The sequence below is a fragment of the Streptomyces sp. NBC_00287 genome, from assembly GCF_036173105.1.
In the GTDB taxonomy this organism is placed as follows: Bacteria; Actinomycetota; Actinomycetes; order Streptomycetales; family Streptomycetaceae; genus Streptomyces.
Genome location: NZ_CP108053.1, coordinates 1,833,010 through 1,850,258 on the forward strand (window position 1 = coordinate 1,833,010; position 17,249 = coordinate 1,850,258).

Sequence of the window (17,249 nt, forward strand, 5' to 3'; positions counted from 1 at the left end):
CGCGACGACCACCGTCATACGACACTCAGCTCTCGTACGAGACCTGCTGCTTCTTGGCGTTCGCCCACTCGTGCTGCGCCGCCACGTCCGCCTTGACCTCCGCCAGCTGTACCGCCACCGCGCTCGGTGCCGTGCCCCCGCGGCCGTTGCGGGACGCCAGGGCGCCCGGGACGTTCAGGACCGTGCGGACCTCGGGGGTCAGATGCTCGGAGATCTTCGCGAACTGTTCGTCCGTCAGCTCGTCCAGTTCCTTGTCCTCCGCCTCGGCGGCCTTGACGCAGGCGCCGGCCACCTCGTGCGCCACCCGGAACGGGACACCCTGCTTGACCAGCCACTCGGCGACATCGGTGGCGAGGGAGAAGCCGGCCGGGGCCAGCTCCTCCATGCGCTCGCGGTGGACGGTGAGCGTGGCGATCATGCCGGTGAAGGCCGGGAGCAGGACGTCCAGCTGGTCGCAGGAGTCGAAGACCGGCTCCTTGTCCTCCTGGAGGTCGCGGTTGTACGCGAGCGGGAGCGCCTTGAGGGTTGCCAGCAGGCCCGTCAGGTTGCCGATCAGGCGGCCGCTCTTGCCGCGCGCCAGCTCCGCGATGTCGGGGTTCTTCTTCTGCGGCATGATCGACGAGCCCGTCGAGAACGCGTCGTGCAGGGTCACGAAGGAGAACTCCTTCGTGTTCCAGATGATGATCTCCTCGGCGATCCGGGAGAGGTTCACGCCGATCATCGCGGTGATGAAGGCGAACTCCGCGACGAAGTCACGGGAGGCCGTGCCGTCGATGGAGTTGGCGACCGACCCGTGCTCGAAGCCCAGGTCCTTCGCCACCGCCTCCGGGTCCAGGCCGAGCGAGGAGCCCGCCAGGGCACCCGAGCCGTACGGGGAGACCGCCGTACGCGCGTCCCACTGGCGCAGCCGCTCGGCATCCCGGGACAGGGACTGCACATGTGCGAGGACATGGTGGGCGAAGAGCACCGGCTGGGCGTGCTGGAGGTGAGTGCGGCCGGGCATCGCCACGTCCGGGTGGGCCTCCGCCAGGCCGATCAGGGCGTCCTGGAGGTCGGCGATGAGACCGGCGATGCCGCGCGCCTGGTCCCGCAGATACATCCGGAAGAGGGTCGCCACCTGGTCGTTCCTGGAGCGGCCCGCGCGGAGCTTGCCGCCGAGGTCGGGCCCGAGGCGCTCCAGCAGGCCCCGCTCCAGGGCGGTGTGCACGTCCTCGTCGGCGACGGTGCCGACGAAGGAGCCGTCGGCGACATCCGCGGCCAGTTGTTCGAGGCCCGCGATCATCCGCGTCAGCTCGTCGTCGGTGAGCAGGCCCGCCTTGTGCAGCACGCGCGCGTGGGCACGCGAGCCCGCGATGTCGTACGGCGCGAGCCGCCAGTCGAAGTGGACCGACGCGGACAGCCTGGCCAGGGCCTCGGCGGGTCCGTCCGCGAAACGTGCGCCCCAGAGCCGGACGTCTCCGCTGTTGCTGCTCACTTGGTGTGCTCCTCAGAGGATCTGGATGGTGCACCGCCTCCCCGTGGCGTGAACGGGGAGGCGGTTGTCAGGCGGGGGCGGGACCGGGGGCGGTCACGCCAGGTCGCGCTTGGCGGCGATCTTCGATGACAGACTGTAGATGTCGATGAAGCCCTTGGCGGCGGCTTGGTCGAAGGTGTCGCCGGTGTCGTAGGTGGCGAGGTTGAAGTCGTACAGCGACGACGGGGAGCGCCGGCCGGTCACCACCGCGCGTCCGCCGTGCAGTGTCATCCGGATGTCGCCGGTGACATGCTGGTTGGCTTCGTTGATGAAGCCGTCCAGGGCGCGCTTGAGCGGGGAGAACCACTGGCCGTCGTAGACGAGTTCGCCCCAGCGCTGTTCGACCTGGCGCTTGTAGCGGGCGAGTTCGCGTTCGACGGTGACGTTCTCCAGCTCCTGGTGGGCCGTGATCAGCGCGATCGCGCCCGGGGCCTCGTACACCTCGCGGGACTTGATGCCGACGAGTCGGTCCTCGACCATGTCGATCCGGCCGATGCCCTGGGCGCCGGCGCGCTCGTTGAGCTGCTGGATCGCCTGGAGGACCGTGACGGGCCGCCCGTCGATCGCGACCGGGACGCCCTCCTCGAAGGAGATGATCACCTCGTCGGCGTCGCGGGCGACCGCCGGGTTCTGGGTGTACTCGTAGATGTCCTCGATCGGCGCGTTCCAGATGTCCTCCAGGAAGCCCGTCTCGACCGCGCGTCCGAACGCGTTCTGGTCGATGGAGTACGGGGACTTCTTGGTGGTGGCGATCGGGAGGTTCTTCTCCTCGCAGAACGCGATGGCCTTGTCCCGCGTCATGGCGTAGTCGCGGACCGGGGCGATGCACTTGAGGTCGGGTGCGAGGGCGACGATGCCGGCCTCGAAGCGGACCTGGTCGTTGCCCTTGCCGGTGCAGCCGTGGGCGACGATGGTGGCGCCGTGCTTCTGCGCGGCGGCGACGAGGTGCTTGACGATCGTCGGCCGGGAGAGCGCGGAGACCAGCGGATAGCGGTCCATGTAGAGGGCGTTGGCCTTGATCGCCGGGAGGCAGTACTCCTCGGCGAACTCGTCCTTGGCGTCCGCGACCTCGGCCTCGACCGCGCCGCACGCGAGGGCGCGCTTGCGGATCACGTCCAGGTCCTCGCCGCCCTGACCGACGTCCACGGCTACGGCGATGACCTCGGCGCCGGTCTCCTCCGCGATCCAGCCGATGGCGACGGAGGTGTCCAGACCGCCCGAGTAGGCGAGTACGACGCGCTCGGTCATGGGTCTCTCCTTACATGCGCTCACCGACTGACATGCATGAGTATGCAGAACTCTGCATGATTCGTCAATCTGGCCGGGGTTTGAACGCGAGAAACCGCTTTCCCGTATCTCTCGCCGGACGCAGGCGCCGCGTTCGTACAGCGAGAACACAGCGAACACCCCCGACCCGAGTGAGGCTTCCGCATGTCCAGGGCTCTTCCGAAGTACAACAAGCGTCGTGTCGCACTGATCGGCGGCGCCGCCGCGCTGGCGCTGTCCGGAGCGGTGATCGTCAACTCCGCGCTCGCCGGGGAGACGCCCAAGAGCGACGCCCGCACACTGGCCGGCCCCGGCACCATCAGCTGTCCGGATGTCGCCTCGCAGCTCCCCGCCATCCCGGCCACCGCCCAGGCGGAGGTCGACCGCAACCTCGCGCTGCTCCAGACCCAGATCGACGAAGCGAACAAGCGGCTCGTCGACACCGTCGGCCAGGGCGGGCCCAACTTCGTCCAGAACGCCATCCTCGGCCCGCTGGCCAGCAAGCGGACGGCGACCATCGACCGCATCGCGATCTCCATCGGGCGCACCGCGGAGAAGCCTCAGGGGCTGAATGCTCTGGCCGCCTGCACGCTGAATGCGGAGGGGGCCGCCGACACCGGCGAGGAGACCGGCGCCGACGAGGAAGCCGAGGTCACCCCAAGCGCCACTGCCCCGGAGGAAGAGGGCAACACGGGCGTCGGCGCCATCAGCTGCCCCGACGTCGCCTCGCAGCTCCCCGCGATCCCGGCCACCGCCCAGGCGGAGGTCGACCGCAACCTCGCGCTGCTCCAGACCCAGATCGACGAGGCCAACAAGCGGCTCGTCGACACCGTCGGCCAGGGCGGGCCCAACTTCGTCCAGAACGCCATCCTCGGCCCGCTGGCCAGCAAGCGGACGGCGACCATCGACCGCATCGCGATCTCCATCGGGCGCACCGCGGAGAAGCCCCAGGGCCTGGGTGCCCTGGCCGCCTGCACGCTCAACGACTGACGTGACAGGCAGTCATGGCCGCCCCGTGGCACGCCGGCCGGGGCGGCCATGGCCGGGTGCGGAGCGAAGAATTCCTTAGACAAACGAAATACTTTCCCGCATAATCATGAAACATGGGAAAGACCTATGAGCGCATAGACGGCAGACTCCGCACCTTCATCGAGGCCCAGCCCCTCTTCTTCACGGCGACCGCGCCTCTCTCCGGGGACGGCACGGTCAACCTCTCCCCCAAGGGCCTCAAGGGCTCCTTCGCGGTCCTCGACGAACAGTCCGTGGCCTACCTGGACTTCGCCGGATCCAACGCGGAGACCATCGCGCATCTGCGGGAGAACGGCCGGATCACCCTGATGTGGTGCGCCTTCCAGGGCCCGCCCAGCATCGTCCGGGTGCACGGCCGGGGTGAGCCGGTCTTCCGTGACGACCCGCGCTTCCCCGAACTCCTCGCGCACTTCCCCGACATCGACCCGGGTCCGCACGGGCTGCGCGCGATCATCCTGGTGACCGCCGAACTCGTCCGGGACACCTGCGGCTACGCGGTGCCCTTCATGTCGTACGACGAGGAGCGCGATCTGCACCAGAAGCGGTTCGCGCGGGAGGACGACGAGTCGCTGAGCGCCTACTTCACCAAGAAGGAGCACATCGCCACCAGCCTGGATGGCCTACCCGGGCTGCCGTTGCCGCTGCCGCCGTCTACGGTCTGAGCCATGCGCCCCGGTGTCGTCGCCCTCGCCTCCGCCTCCCTCCTCGTGCTCGCTGCCGCGCCCGCCGGCGAACCGCCGCTGCCGGCGCGGATGGCGGACACGGGCGGCGGCACCCAGCTGATCACCGCCGTAGCCGCACGGACCGGCGCCACCACCGGCACGGTCACCTGGTGGGACCTGCGCGACGGCCGCTGGGTGAAGGCCGGTTCCGCTTCCGCCCGCTTCGGGGCGAACGGTCTGGTCGAAGGCTCCGCGCGCCGCCAGGGCACCAGCACCACACCCACCGGGCTGTACGACCTGCCGTACGCCTTCGGCATCAAGGCGGCGCCGGAGGGGACCGCGTACAAGTACCGCCCGGTGCACCGGGATTCATGGTGGTGCCAGGACAACGACTCGCGCTCCTACAACCGTTGGACCGAGCCCCGCCCGGCCGACTGCCGGGCCGCCGAGTCCGAGCAGCTGATCACCTACACCGCCCAGTACGCGCACGCGCTCGTCATCGGCTTCAACTACACGAAGCCGGTGCGCGGCCGGGGTGCCGGAATCTTCCTGCATGTCAACGGGCGTGGGGCGACCGCCGGTTGTGTGTCGGTGCCGGTCGAGGACATGCGGCGGATCCTGCGGTGGGCCGATCCCGCCCGAAAGCCGCACATCGCCATCGGAACGACAGGCGGACCGACTGCGGTCACGCGGTACTGAACACACCGGCCGCCCCGCACGTACCTCTGGGCCGAGGGACCATGCCACTCCCCTTGTCCGTTCCCGGAGGAACCGTGACCACCACGCTCGCAGGCGGCCGTGCCGCCCGCCGCCAGACGATGCGCCGCATCCGTCCGCGCCGCTCCCCGGCCGTCCCCTTGGTGATCGCCCTGTGGGCCGGCGCTGCGGCGGTGCTGTGGCTGTGGTGGGACAACACACCGTCCCTCGCGGACAACACCGCCAAGATCCTCGCCGCGGGCCGGATCACCGGTCTGCTCGCCGGCTATCTGATGGCGCTCGTCGTGCTCCAGATGGCCCGCGTGCCCGCCCTGGAGCGGCGGGTGGGCTCCGACCGGGTCGCCCGCTGGCACGCGATGAGCGGCCGGTACACGATCTGCCTGGTCATCGCGCACATCTTCCTCATCATGTGGGCGTACGCGCTCCAGGCGGGCAAGACGCTCGGCGACATCGTGCAGCAGACGATCGACTCGATCAACACACTGCCGGACATGGGCAAGGCGGCCATCGGCACCGGGCTGCTGTTCGTCATCGCCTTCCTGTCGATCGGGGGCGTGCGCCGCCGGGTCCCCTACGACACCTGGTACCACGTGCATCTGCTGACGTACGCGGCGGTGTACCTGACGTTCTGGCACCAGATCACCACCGGCAACGAGTTCGCCGTGGAGCCGTCCGCGAAGACCTTCTGGTACGGGCTGTACGGCATCGTGACCGCGCTGGTGGTCTGGTACCGGATCCTCACCCCGATCCGTCTCAACATGCGGCACCGGATGTACGTCGAGGCGGTCATCGAGGAGGCCCCGGGCGTCGTGTCGGTGCTGATCGGCGGGCGCAAGCTGCACCGGATGGGCGCGGAGGCGGGGCAGTTCTTCCGGTGGCGGTTCCTGTCGCCGGGCATGCGATTCAGTTCCCACCCCTACTCGCTGTCGGCGGCGCCCCGCCCCGACATGCTGCGGATCACCGTGAAGGCGATCGGCGACCACAGCGAACGGCTGCGTGAGCTGGAGCCCGGGACCAAGGTGTGGGCGGAGGGCCCGTACGGCGCGCTCACCGCCCAGCGGCGCAGCCGGGGCAAGGTACTGCTGGTGGCGGGCGGGGTCGGGATCACGCCGATGCGGGCGCTGTTCGAGACGCTGCCGGGTGCCTCCGGCGACATCACCCTCCTCTACCGGGCCAACAGCACCCAGGATCTGGCGCTGTGGGACGAGCTGGCCGCCATCGCCGAGGAGCGGGGCGCGCGGCTGATGTACGCGGTCAACAGCCCGGACGGCGAACGTCCGGACATCTCGGCCGAACGTCTGCAGCAGAAGCTGCCGGACATCGACAAGCACGACGTCTTCCTGTGCGGGCCGCCCGGCTTCGCGCAGTCCGTGTACGAAGCACTGCGCGGCGCGGGAGTGCCCGCCCGCCGCATCCATCACGAGTCGTTCGAGATGTGAGCGACGGGACTTCAGGAGCTGTAGGAGCGATGAGGAAGACTCACCCCATCCGGCGTGTCGTGCTGGCGGGCGCCGCCACCGTGTCCGGGATCGTGCTGCTGCTGTCGCTGAAGCCGGCGTCCGATCCGGCGTCCGCCTCGGCGGCGGGCGGCGCGGCACCGCAGCAGACCGCGGCGGCGCAGGAGTCGGCGCAGGGCGGCAGCGCCGCGCAGGCCGGGACCGTCACCGGTGACGCGGTGCAGACGCAGTACGGGCCCGTGCAGGTACGGCTGACCGTGAGCGCCGGCAAGGTCACCAAGGTGGAGGCCGTGCAGGCGCCCAGTGGTGGTCGCAGTACCGAGGTCACCAACACCGCGGTGCCCCGGCTGAACCAGGCGGCGCTCGCGACGCAGAGCGCGGAGATCGACGCGGTGTCGGGGGCGACGTATACGAGCAGTGGGTACAAGCAGTCGTTGCAGTCGGCGTTGGACAAGGTGGAGAAGGCCCCCGAGGCCCCCGAGGCTCCCGAGGGTTCCGGGGGCGGGGGCGAAGCTGCCGAGGCCGCCGCCCGTACGGTCACCGGGGAGACCGTGAAGACGCAGTACGGGCCCGTTCAGGTGCGGATCACCGTCGACGGCGGGAAGATCACGGCCGCGGAGGCCGTGCAGGCGCCGAGTGGTGGGCAGAGCACGCAGATCAACGGGAACGCCGTGCCGAAGCTCAACGCTGCCGCGGTCGCTGCCGGGAGTGCCGATATCGACGCCGTGTCCGGGGCGACGTACACCAGCAACGGCTACAAGCAGTCCTTGCAGTCGGCTCTGGACCAGGCCGGTGGCTGAGTCGGTGGCCGATCCCGCGCAGGCTCCCGCCGCGGTGCGTCATGTGGAGGAGGTCATGGGGACCGTCTTCTCCTTCGACGTCCGCGGCGGGGATCCGGAGGCGGTACGGGCGGCGCTGACGGAGGCGGTGGCGGGGTTGCACCGCGTCGACGAGGTGTTCAGCACGTACCGGGAGAACAGCGAGATCTCCCGCCTCGGGCGCGGGGAGCTGACGGTGCCGGAATGCGCTCCCGAGGTCGCCGAGGTACTGGCGCTGGGCGAAGAGGCCTCACGGCTCAGCGACGGATGGTTCAGCACGTCGTACGAGGGCCGCCTCGATCCCACCGGGATCGTGAAGGGCTGGGCGGTCGAGCAGGCGGCGCGTCGTCTGACTGCGGCGGGGGCGAGTGGCGTGAGCGTCAACGGCGGCGGCGATGTGCAGCTGCTGGGCGTACCCGGTCCGCAGCGCCCGTGGCGGGTGGGGGTCTCGGATCCGCTCCGGCCGGGTGGGCTTGCGGCGGTGATCTCGGCCGCGGGGACCTCGGAACTGGCGGTCGCGACATCGGGTACGGCGGAGCGGGGGGCGCACATCGTGGATCCGCGGACGGGCAAGTCGGCGGTCACGGACTTGCTGGCGGTGACGGTGGTGGCCCCGACGGTGACGTGGGCGGACTGCTGGGCGACGGCGGCGTTCGCGATGGGTTCGCGGGCGGGATTGCGGTGGCTGGAGTCGCTACCGGATGTGGAGGCGTTGCTGATCACGGCGGGCGATGAGGTGCGGTGCACGGGCGGACTGGCGGCACGCCTGGGCTGAGGCGGGGGGTGGGTCGCGAAGGCCGCGGCGACTGTTCCCACCCAGGGGCGCGGGGAACTGCGCGACCAGCCCCCACGCGCCCGCAGACGGCAGGCAACCGCCAGATGCCCCTTCAGTGGCCGTTCTGAGCCAACCGCAGCAAATGTTCCGCCAGCGCCTGACCCCCCGTCGGCTCCCGGCTGATCAACAGCAACGTGTCGTCACCCGCGATCGTCCCCAGGATGTCGTGCAGCTCCGCCTGGTCGATCGCCGACGCCAAGAACTGCGCCGCCCCCGGAGGGGTACGCAGGACCACCAGGTTCGCCGAGGCTTCCGCCGAGATCAGCAGCTCCTGGGACAGGCGCCGCATCCGTTCTTCCTTCGCCGACTCGCCCAAGGGCGCCCTGGGGGTCCGGAAACCCCCTTCACTGGGCACCGCGTAGATCAGGTCACCGTCGTTGTTGCGGATCTTCACCGCGTTCAGCTCGTCCAGGTCCCTGGACAGCGTCGCCTGCGTGACGGTCAACCCGTCGTCCGCCAGCAACTTCGCCAGTTGGCTCTGCGAACGCACCGGTTGCCGGTTGAGGATGTCCACGATCCGGCGATGACGTGCGGTCCGGGTCTGCGGCACGGCAGGCCCGGCGCCCCCCGCGTGCTCGTGATCCTGCGCCTGACTCATCGTCGTCTCATTCTCCGGCTCATCCATCCACCCCTTGGGCCTCGTCCAGAACACCGGGCAGCGCCCGGAGAAACGCGTCCACCTCGTCGTCGCCGAGATTCAGCGGCGGCATCAGCCGTACGACATCGGGGGCGGGCGCGTTCACCAGAAAGCCGGCGTCCTGAGCCGCCTGCTGCACCCGCGGTGCGAGCGGCTCGGTGAGCACGATACCCAGCAGAAGCCCCGCACCCCTGACATGGGAGACCAGCGAATGCCCGGCTGACTCGATTCCGTCCCGCAACCTCTCGCTCTGCCGCTTGACGTTCTCCAGCAATCCCTCGTTCGCGATGGTGTCCAGAACCGCGAGTCCGGCCGCGCACGCGACGGGGTTGCCGCCGAAGGTCGTCCCGTGATGGCCCGGCTGCAGCAGCTCCGCGGCGCGCCCGAAGGCGACCGTCGCACCGAGCGGCAGCCCACCGCCGAGGCCCTTGGCCAGGGTGACCACATCGGGCAGGACACCGTCGTGGGCCTGGTACTCGAACCAGTGCCCGGTCCGCCCGACGCCGGTCTGCACCTCGTCCAGGACGAGCAGCGAACCGGTCGCGGCGGTGATCGCCCGGGCGGCCTTGAGATAGCCGGCGGGCGGCACGACCACACCGTTCTCGCCCTGGATCGGCTCGATCACGACCATGGCAGTGTCCTCGGTGACCGCGGCCGCGAGCGCCTGCGCATCGCCGTAGGGGACGTGGGTGACATCGCCGGGCAGCGGCAGGAACGGTGTCTGCTTGGCGGGCTGGCCGGTCAGCGCCAGCGCGCCCATGGTCCGGCCGTGGAAGCCGCCGTGGGTGGCGACGATGTGCCCCCGCCCGGTCAGCCGCCCGATCTTGAAGGCACCCTCGTTGGCCTCGGCACCGGAGTTGCAGAAGTAGACCTTGCCGTCGCGGCCGAAGTGCTGCAGCAGCCGTTCGGCGAGCGCGACGGGCGGCTCGGCGATGAACAGGTTGGAGACATGGCCGAGGGAGGCGATCTGCCGGCTCACGGCCTCGACGATCGCGGGGTGGGCGTGGCCGAGCGCGTTGACCGCGATGCCGCCGACGAAGTCGAGGTACTGCTTGCCGTCGTCGTCCCACAGCTTGGTGCCCGCGCCGCGCTCGAGGGCCAGCTTGGGAGTGCCGTAGTTGTTCATGAGCGCGCCCTGCCAGCGGGCGGTCAGCTCCTGGTTGCTCAAGACTCCCCCTGATCGATTCCGTCGGGCACGACCATCGTGCCGATGCCCGAGTCCGTGAAGATCTCCAGCAGGATCGAGTGCTGGACCCGGCCGTCGATGACGCGGGCGGTGTGCACGCCGTTGCGGACGGCGTGCAGACAGCCCTCCATCTTCGGCACCATCCCGGAGCTCAACTCCGGCAGCAGCTTCTCCAGTTGGGAAGCGGTGAGGCGGCTGATCACCTCGTCGCTGTTGGGCCAGTCCTCGTAGAGGCCCTCGACGTCGGTGAGGACCATGAGGGTTTCGGCGCCCAGTGCCGCAGCGAGTGCCGCAGCCGCCGTATCAGCATTGACGTTGTAGACATGTCCGTCGTCCTGGCTGCGGGCGATCGACGAGACGACCGGGATCCGGCCGTCGGCGAGCAGGGCCTCGATCGCGCCCGTGTCGATCGCGGTGATCTCGCCCACCCGCCCGATATCGACCAACTCGCCGTCGATCTCGGGCTGATGCTTGGTGGCGGTGATGGTGTGCGCGTCCTCGCCGGTCAACCCGACGGCCAGCGGCCCGTGTTCGTTGAGCAGGTTCACCAGCTCGCGCTGCACGTGCCCGGCCAGCACCATCCGTACGACGTCCATGGCGTCCTCGGTGGTGACGCGGAGGCCGGCCTTGAACTCGCTGACGATGCCGTGCTTGTCGAGGGCGGCGCTGATCTGCGGGCCGCCGCCGTGCACGACGACGGGCTTGAGGCCGGCGTGGTGCAGGAACACCACGTCCTGCGCGAACGCGGCCTTCAGGTCCTCGTCGATCATGGCGTTGCCGCCGAACTTGATGACGACGGTCTTGCCGTTGTGCCGGACCAGCCAGGGCAGCGCCTCGATGAGGATCTGGGCCTTGGGCAGCGCGGTGTGCTTACGCGTCGTATTGCTCATGAGGAGTACGCGCTGTTCTCGTGGACGTAGTCGGCGGTGAGGTCGTTGGTCCAGATCGTGGCGGTCTCGGCCCCGGCCGCGAGGTCGGCGACGATGTGCACCTCGCGGTAGCGCATGTCGACCTTCTCGCGGTCCTCACCGACACCGCCGTTCTTGCAGACCCAGACGCCGTTGATGGCGACGTTGAGCCGGTCGGGCTCGAAGGCGGCCTTCGTCGTGCCGATCGCGGAGAGCACGCGGCCCCAGTTGGGGTCCTCGCCGTGGATGGCGCACTTGAGGAGGTTGTTGCGGGCGATGGAGCGGCCCACCTCGACGGCGTCGTCCTCGGTCGCGGCGTTGATCACCTCGACCTTGATGTCCTTGCTGGCGCCCTCGGCATCGCGGATGAGCTGCTGTCCGAGGTCGTCGCAGACCTGCCGTACGGCCTCGGCGAACTCGTCGTACGCGGGGGTGGCCCCCGAGGCGCCCGACGCGAGGAGCAGCACGGTGTCGTTGGTGGACATGCAGCCGTCGGAGTCGACACGGTCGAACGTCGTGCGCGTGGCCGCCCGGAGCGCCTTGTCCAGTACGTCGCTTTCGAGGTCGGCGTCGGTGGTGAGGACGACCAGCATGGTGGCGAGGCCGGGGGCGAGCATGCCGGCGCCCTTCGCCATGCCGCCCACGGTCCAGCCGTCCTTGGTCACGACGGACGTCTTGTGGACGGTGTCGGTGGTCTTGATGGCGATGGCGGCCTTCTCGCCGCCGTGCTCGGAGAGCTGGGCGGCGGCCGTCTCGATGCCCGGGAGCAGCTTGTCCATGGGGAGCAGCACACCAATGAGGCCGGTCGAGCAGACGGCGACCTCGATCGCACCCCGACCGAGCACCTCGGCCACCTTCTCGGCGGTCGCGTGCGTGTCCTGGAACCCCTTCGGCCCCGTACAGGCGTTGGCGCCACCGGAGTTGAGAACGACCGCGGAGACCTCGCCGCTCTTCAGGGTCTGCTCGGACCACAGCACCGGCGCGGCCTTCACACGGTTGGAGGTGAAGACGCCCGCGGCGGCGCGGCGCGGCCCGTTGTTGACCACGAGGGCCAGGTCGGGGTTGCCGTTCTCCTTGATCCCGGCGGCGATGCCCGCCGCCGTGAATCCCTTTGCTGCCGTCACGCTCACGGCGCAACTCCGATCGTGGTCAGCCCGGTGGTCTCGTCGAGTCCCAGGGCGATGTTCATGCTCTGGACGGCACCGCCGGCGGTGCCCTTGGTCAGGTTGTCGATGGCGCTGATCGCGATGATGCGTCCGGCGGCCTCGTCGAATGCGACCTGCACCTGAACGGCGTTGGAACCGTAGACGGACGCCGTGGCCGGCCACTGGCCCTCGGGGAGCAGATGGACGAAGGGCTCGTCGGCGAAGGCCTTCTCGTAGGCGGCGCGGACGGACTCGGCGGTGACGCCTTCCTTGGCGGCAGCGGTGCAGGTGGCGAGGATGCCGCGGGGCATCGGCGCGAGGGTCGGGGTGAAGGAGACGGAGACCCGCTCCCCCGCCGCCGCGCTGAGGTTCTGGCTCATCTCGGGCGTGTGCCGGTGGCCGCCGCCGACGCCGTACGGCGTCATGGAGCCCATGACCTCGCTGCCCAGCAGATGCGGCTTGGGGGCCTTGCCCGCACCGGAGGTGCCGGAGGCGGCGACGATCACGGCCTCGGGCTCGGCGAGTCCGGCGGCGTAGGCCGGGAAGAGGGCGAGGGAGACGGCGGTCGGGTAGCAACCGGGCACCGCGACGCGCTTGGACCCCTCCAGCGCGGCGCGGGCACCCGGAAGCTCGGGCAGACCGTACGGCCAGGTGCCGGCGTGCGGGGAGCCGTAGAACTTCTCCCAGTCGGCGGGGTCGGTGAGCCGGAAGTCGGCGCCCATGTCGACGACGAGCACATCCGGGCCGAGCTGCTCGGCGACGGCGGCGGACTGGCCGTGCGGCAGCGCGAGGAAGACGACGTCGTGCCCGGCGAGGGCCTCGGGGGTGGTCGGCTCCAGAACGCGGTCGGCCAGCGGCAGCAGGTGCGGCTGCAGCGCGCCGAGGCGCTGACCTGCGTTGGAGTTGCCGGTCAGGGCGCCGATCTCGACCTGCGGATGCGCGAGGAGCAGACGCAGGAGCTCTCCGCCCGCATATCCGCTCGCTCCGGCCACCGCCGCACGTACCGCCATGTCATCCTCCTCCTTGATGGCACGACTATACGTTTCAATGCATGTTTATGCAATCCACTGGCTTCACCGGAGGGGGCTCAGCGGTACTTGGGCGCCTCGATGAAGTAGGGGTTCGAGCCGGCCGGGCCGCCCGACGTGCCGGGGAGCACGCAGTACCCGCGGATCCGGTTGTCGACGATCCAGCTGGTGAGGAGCTCCGCCCGGCCGTCGGCGTTCAGGTCCGCGAGCCGCACGTCCGAAGCAAAGCGGTGAACGTCCGAACCCCCGGCCGGCAGATCGCAGGCGGCGCGGTCGATCGACTGGGCGCCCTTGCCGGTCAGTCGTCCGGACCCGTCTCCCATGAGCACGGCCACCCGGCCCTGGAGCTCCCGCTTGTTCACCGGGGACCAGGGAGATCCGATCGCCGCGTCGAGGTCACCGTCACCGTCGACGTCCCCGACGGCCAGGGCGGAGCCGAAGTCCCTGTCCCCGCTCCTGGCACGGACGACTGTCGCGTCGCCGCCGTCGGGGCCGGACGCGCTGCCGGGCACCACGCCCACATGGCCGTCGTCCGTGTCGTAGACGTCCCCGAACAGGACGTCGTCGATTCCGTCCCCGTCCAGGTCTCCCGTCGCGAGTGCCTGGCCGCCCCGCAGATCCTTGCCCTTGGCGTTCTCCACGGTCTTCGGCCTGGCGAGGCGGTCGGGCGTACCCCTGAGATAGAGCAGGAAGGGCGGGCCCACCAGATTGGCGTCGTAGTCCACCCATGCCGTGGCCAGGAGATCGGTGATGCCGTCGCCGTTCACGTCACCAGCCGCGAGGTCGAACGTCTCCCACTTGTCCAGTTCGTCGTCCGAGGAGTGCTCACCGGTGTCCAGAGCAAACTTGGCCGTACGCGCCGCCCCGTCCCGCCGGGTGACCGGTCCGTAGGCGACCATCCCCGCGGTTGCCAGATCCAGGTGTCCGTCCCCGTCGAAGTCGCCCGTGACCCCGGGTCCGCTGCCCACGTCGATCGCGGTACCGCCGGACAGGCCTCGCGGTCCGCCCCACAGCACCGTCCGATCGGGGCCGCGGAATTCGCCGAACGCGCTCACGACGAGGTCCGTGTAGCCGTCGCCGTCCAGGTCAGCGGTAGTCGGGTTCACGCCGAAGCTGTCGTTCTGCTCCGCCCGGTCCGGCACACCGGGCGAGTTCTGTGAGATCACCTGGGTGCGCGGCTTGTGGGCAGTCGCCGAGCCGTACACCACGCCGACGTACCCGGCGAACCGCTCGCCGTCCACAGTGCCGAACTCATTGGGGATCACGAAGTCCTCGTACCCGTCCCCGTCGAAGTCCGTCACGGGCCCCCGGGACGCGGCGGGCGAGCCCGCGGGGGCGGAAGGCCCCACCAGTGCCACCACGACCACCGTTACGGCACCCGCCACCGCCGCCCGCCGCACACGCTTCACTCGCCGACCCCCGCTCACCACGTTCCGGACACGGCGGGCGCCAGGTGAACGCCCGCCGTCCCCGGTACGACCCCCATGTGAATCATGAGGTTGTACGTGAGCGAGAACTACCTCTGCCTGATCCGCAGAAATGTGACCGAGTTCGCCGGGAAGGTGTACTCGAACTTCGCCGAGACCCCCGAGACGGTGGACGTCACCGGCGTGACCGGGGTGTTCGTCTCGGTGTTCACCGAGTCCGGGTCGCCCGCCAGGGTGGTCACCCGGGCCCTGGAGGCGACCTTCGCGCCGCCCAGGTCGATCGCGGTACGGGCCTCGGCGGCCTGGGCGTTCACGACCTTGACGATCAGGTCACCGGTCGCCGCGTCCTTGGTGACGACCTGGCGGAACGGCTCGGCCGGCTTGTCGTCGGTGAAGCTGCCCCACTCCTGGCCGTCCAGGTAGAGGGTCACCTGACGGCCCCGCACCTTGATGTCGATGTCGTAGGCGCGGCCCGTCTCGATCGAACCGGCCTTGGAGATCAGCGTGGACTTGCCGCCGTCCGAGGCCTGCTCGACGGCGGACTGGGTGTTGTTCCAGCCGCCCAGGTTCCACCAGTAGTAGTTGCCGGTGTCCTTGACGCCGAAGGCGACGAGGAAGCCCTCCTTGCCGGACTTCTTGGTGGCCTTCACATGCAGGTCGTAGTCGTGCCAGGCCGGGTCACCGGCGGTGACCAGGGTGTTCTCGGCGGCCTCGTCGGTCTGGACGTAGGCGCCGTCCTGGATGGTCCAGCTGCCCGTGCCGTTGTGCGTCCACTTCGAGGCGTCACCGGAGAAGTCGTCGCTCAGCAGCGAGGTTCCGTCCGCGGCCGTCACCTTCACATCGTCGTACGCCGCACTGGTCGCCCAGGTCGAGAGGCCGACGGCGCCGGTGATCGGGCCGCTGACGTTCGGGGTGCCGGTCGCGGTGGACGGGACGACCCGGTCGCCGACGTTGGTCATGAACAGCTTCTGGACCTCGTAGTTGGCGGAGTTCCAGGAGGCGTGGTTGTTGAACCAGATCAGGTCGGGCCGCCACTGGACGTAGTCCTCGTTGGCGAGCAGCGGGGCGTACGAGGCGAGCTTGACGATGTCGGCGTTGCGCTCGAGGCCGGTCATGAACGCGGCCTCGGAGAGGGCGTTCTTCATGGCGTTGCCCTGGGAGGCGTACTCGCCGAGGAAGACCTTGGGGCCGTTCCTGTCGTAGCTGTCGTAGCGGTCGTTGTTCTGGAGGAACCACTGCGGGCTGTTGTAGTAGTGCTCGTCGACCATGTCGACGTTCGCCTCGCGATTCATCTTCCAGAGGCTGTCGAAGGTCGAACCGGTGTCGTCGGGGCCGGAGTTGGAGACGACCGTGATGTCCGGGTACTTCGCCTCGATCGCGGTGCGGAACTTCTGGAAGCGGGCGAAGAACTCGTTCGGGAGGTTCTCCTCGTTGCCGACTCCGAGGTGGGTCAGGCCGAAGGGCCTCGGGTGGCCCATCTCGGCGCGCTTCTTGCCCCAGGTGCTGGTGACGGGGCCGTTGGCGAACTCGATGAGGTCGAGGGTGTCCTGGATGTGCCGCTGGAGCAGTGCCTCGTCGTCGGTGGCGCGGTTCTGGCCGCAGCCTGTCACGAGCGCGGGGACGACGGGCAGCGGCATGGCGCCGATGTCCTCGGAGAAGCGGAAGTACTCGTAGTAGCCGAGGCCGTAACTCTGGTTGTAGCCCCAGAAGTTGGCGTTGGTGGCGCGCTCCTCAACGGGACCGATGGTGTCCTTCCACTGGTAGGAGCGCTTGCGCTGCCAGCCGGAGGACTCGCTGTAGTCCTGCATGGAGCCGGTGTTGACCAGACAGCCGCCCGGGAAGCGGACGAACGACGGGTTCAGGGCCTCGATCTTCTCGGCGAGGTCCTTGCGCAGGCCGTTCGACTGGCCCTTGTAGGTGTCGCGCGGGAAGAGCGAGACCATGTCGAGCGCGGCGGCGCCGGAGGAGGCGACGGCGAGGCGGCCGTGGGAGCTGGTGCGGCTCGCGGTGAAGGTGGCGGTGTACTTCTTCCAGCCGCCGGAGACGGCCACCTGGCGGGCGGTCGCGAGGCTGCCCGCGCCGTCCTTCAGGGAGACGGTGAGGCTGCTGCCGCTCTCGGCCCGCGCCCACACCGAGAAGTCGTACCGCTTGCCCTGCTCGACGCGGATGCCGGTGTTGTATCCGGCGTTCGTGACGGACGAACCGGCGGCCAGGGAGAGGTAGTTGCGGTTGCGCTCGTTCAGGCGGCCGGTGTCGTTCTGGACCTGGGCCGTGCCGGAGACCGCCCAGGAGGTGAGCGGTGTGTACGAGCCGTTGTCGGCGGTGGAGTACTCGAAGGACCGGTTCTGCACGAGCTCGGCGTACAGACCGCCGTCGGCGGCCCGGTTGATGTCCTCGAAGAAGACGCCGTACATGGTGTCGTCGATCTTCGCGCCCTGGGCCGTCGGGTCGACGGTGATCGCGTAGTCGGTGACGTCCTCGGCGTGCGCGGGTGCCGGGACGAGTCCGGTGGTCGCCACCAGGAAGGCGGTGGCGCCGAGACCGAGTCTCCAGCGGGTGCGGGTGCGTGACATGGATACTCCGCGGCTCATTGTTCGACATAACGGAATGTTCGAAATATC

15 protein-coding genes are annotated in these 17,249 nt (G+C 69.6%); 6 read left to right on the forward strand and 9 right to left on the reverse strand.

Annotated features, from left to right (window positions below):
• Positions 1-25: 25 nt before the first annotated feature.
• Together argH and OHT76_RS08360 are read right to left on the reverse strand one after the other, a co-directional pair.
• On the reverse strand, positions 26-1,474 hold the full coding sequence (argH, locus tag OHT76_RS08355) for an argininosuccinate lyase (RefSeq protein ID WP_328870107.1): 1,449 nt from the start codon (positions 1,472-1,474) through the stop codon (positions 26-28).
• 93 nt (positions 1,475-1,567) lie between these two features.
• Positions 1,568-2,761, reverse strand: a complete 1,194-nt coding sequence (locus tag OHT76_RS08360; RefSeq protein WP_328870108.1) for an argininosuccinate synthase — start codon at positions 2,759-2,761, stop codon at positions 1,568-1,570.
• A 183-nt stretch (positions 2,762-2,944) separates the two neighbouring features.
• On the opposite strand from OHT76_RS08360, the gene OHT76_RS08365 reads away from it, so the two are divergent.
• The 6 genes from OHT76_RS08365 to OHT76_RS08390 all read left to right on the forward strand — a co-directional run bounded on the left by OHT76_RS08365 (position 2,945) and on the right by OHT76_RS08390 (position 8,237).
• Positions 2,945-3,769 (forward strand): hypothetical protein, encoded by an 825-nt coding sequence (locus tag OHT76_RS08365; RefSeq protein WP_328870109.1) that lies wholly within the window; start codon positions 2,945-2,947, stop codon positions 3,767-3,769.
• 113 nt (positions 3,770-3,882) lie between these two features.
• On the forward strand, positions 3,883-4,470 hold the full coding sequence (locus OHT76_RS08370; RefSeq protein ID WP_328870110.1) for a pyridoxamine 5'-phosphate oxidase family protein: 588 nt from the start codon (positions 3,883-3,885) through the stop codon (positions 4,468-4,470).
• A gap of 3 nt (positions 4,471-4,473) precedes the next feature.
• On the forward strand, positions 4,474-5,169 hold the full coding sequence (locus OHT76_RS08375; RefSeq protein ID WP_328870111.1) for a L,D-transpeptidase family protein: 696 nt from the start codon (positions 4,474-4,476) through the stop codon (positions 5,167-5,169).
• Between the two features lie 74 nt (positions 5,170-5,243).
• Complete coding sequence (locus OHT76_RS08380) at positions 5,244-6,626, forward strand: ferredoxin reductase family protein (protein WP_328870112.1); 1,383 nt, start codon at positions 5,244-5,246, stop codon at positions 6,624-6,626.
• A gap of 29 nt (positions 6,627-6,655) precedes the next feature.
• Complete coding sequence (locus OHT76_RS08385; RefSeq protein WP_328870113.1) at positions 6,656-7,444, forward strand: FMN-binding protein; 789 nt, start codon at positions 6,656-6,658, stop codon at positions 7,442-7,444.
• The gene (locus OHT76_RS08390) at positions 7,437-8,237 is read left to right on the forward strand and encodes an FAD:protein FMN transferase (protein WP_328870114.1); all 801 of its coding nucleotides are present in this window, start codon (positions 7,437-7,439) and stop codon (positions 8,235-8,237) included. Before OHT76_RS08385 ends, OHT76_RS08390 begins: the two co-directional genes overlap by 8 nt.
• Before the next feature lie 112 nt (positions 8,238-8,349).
• Here OHT76_RS08390 and OHT76_RS08395 read toward each other — a convergent pair whose 3' ends face one another.
• The 7 genes from OHT76_RS08395 to OHT76_RS08425 form a co-directional block, all read right to left on the reverse strand.
• Positions 8,350-8,895, reverse strand: coding sequence for an arginine repressor (locus OHT76_RS08395; RefSeq protein WP_328870115.1), 546 nt, complete (start codon positions 8,893-8,895; stop codon positions 8,350-8,352).
• 19 nt (positions 8,896-8,914) lie between these two features.
• Positions 8,915-10,102, reverse strand: a complete 1,188-nt coding sequence (locus tag OHT76_RS08400; RefSeq protein WP_328870116.1) for an acetylornithine transaminase — start codon at positions 10,100-10,102, stop codon at positions 8,915-8,917.
• The gene (gene argB, locus OHT76_RS08405) at positions 10,099-11,010 is read right to left on the reverse strand and encodes an acetylglutamate kinase (protein ID WP_328870117.1); all 912 of its coding nucleotides are present in this window, start codon (positions 11,008-11,010) and stop codon (positions 10,099-10,101) included. Before argB ends, OHT76_RS08400 begins: the two co-directional genes overlap by 4 nt.
• Positions 11,007-12,158 carry a bifunctional glutamate N-acetyltransferase/amino-acid acetyltransferase ArgJ gene (gene argJ / locus OHT76_RS08410; protein ID WP_328870118.1) on the reverse strand — a complete coding sequence of 384 codons (1,152 nt, stop codon included), beginning with the start codon at positions 12,156-12,158 and terminating at the stop codon, positions 11,007-11,009. The genes argB and argJ overlap by 4 nt, the downstream gene beginning before the upstream one ends.
• Positions 12,155-13,183, reverse strand: coding sequence for an N-acetyl-gamma-glutamyl-phosphate reductase (argC, locus tag OHT76_RS08415; RefSeq protein WP_328870119.1), 1,029 nt, complete (start codon positions 13,181-13,183; stop codon positions 12,155-12,157). Before argC ends, argJ begins: the two co-directional genes overlap by 4 nt.
• A gap of 77 nt (positions 13,184-13,260) precedes the next feature.
• Positions 13,261-14,610, reverse strand: coding sequence for an FG-GAP repeat domain-containing protein (locus tag OHT76_RS08420; protein ID WP_328870120.1), 1,350 nt, complete (start codon positions 14,608-14,610; stop codon positions 13,261-13,263).
• Positions 14,611-14,717: 107 nt separating this feature from the next.
• A complete protein-coding gene (locus tag OHT76_RS08425; protein WP_328870121.1) occupies positions 14,718-17,201 on the reverse strand; it encodes an alpha-L-arabinofuranosidase C-terminal domain-containing protein in 2,484 nt (827 codons plus the stop codon).
• Positions 17,202-17,249: the final 48 nt, after the last annotated feature.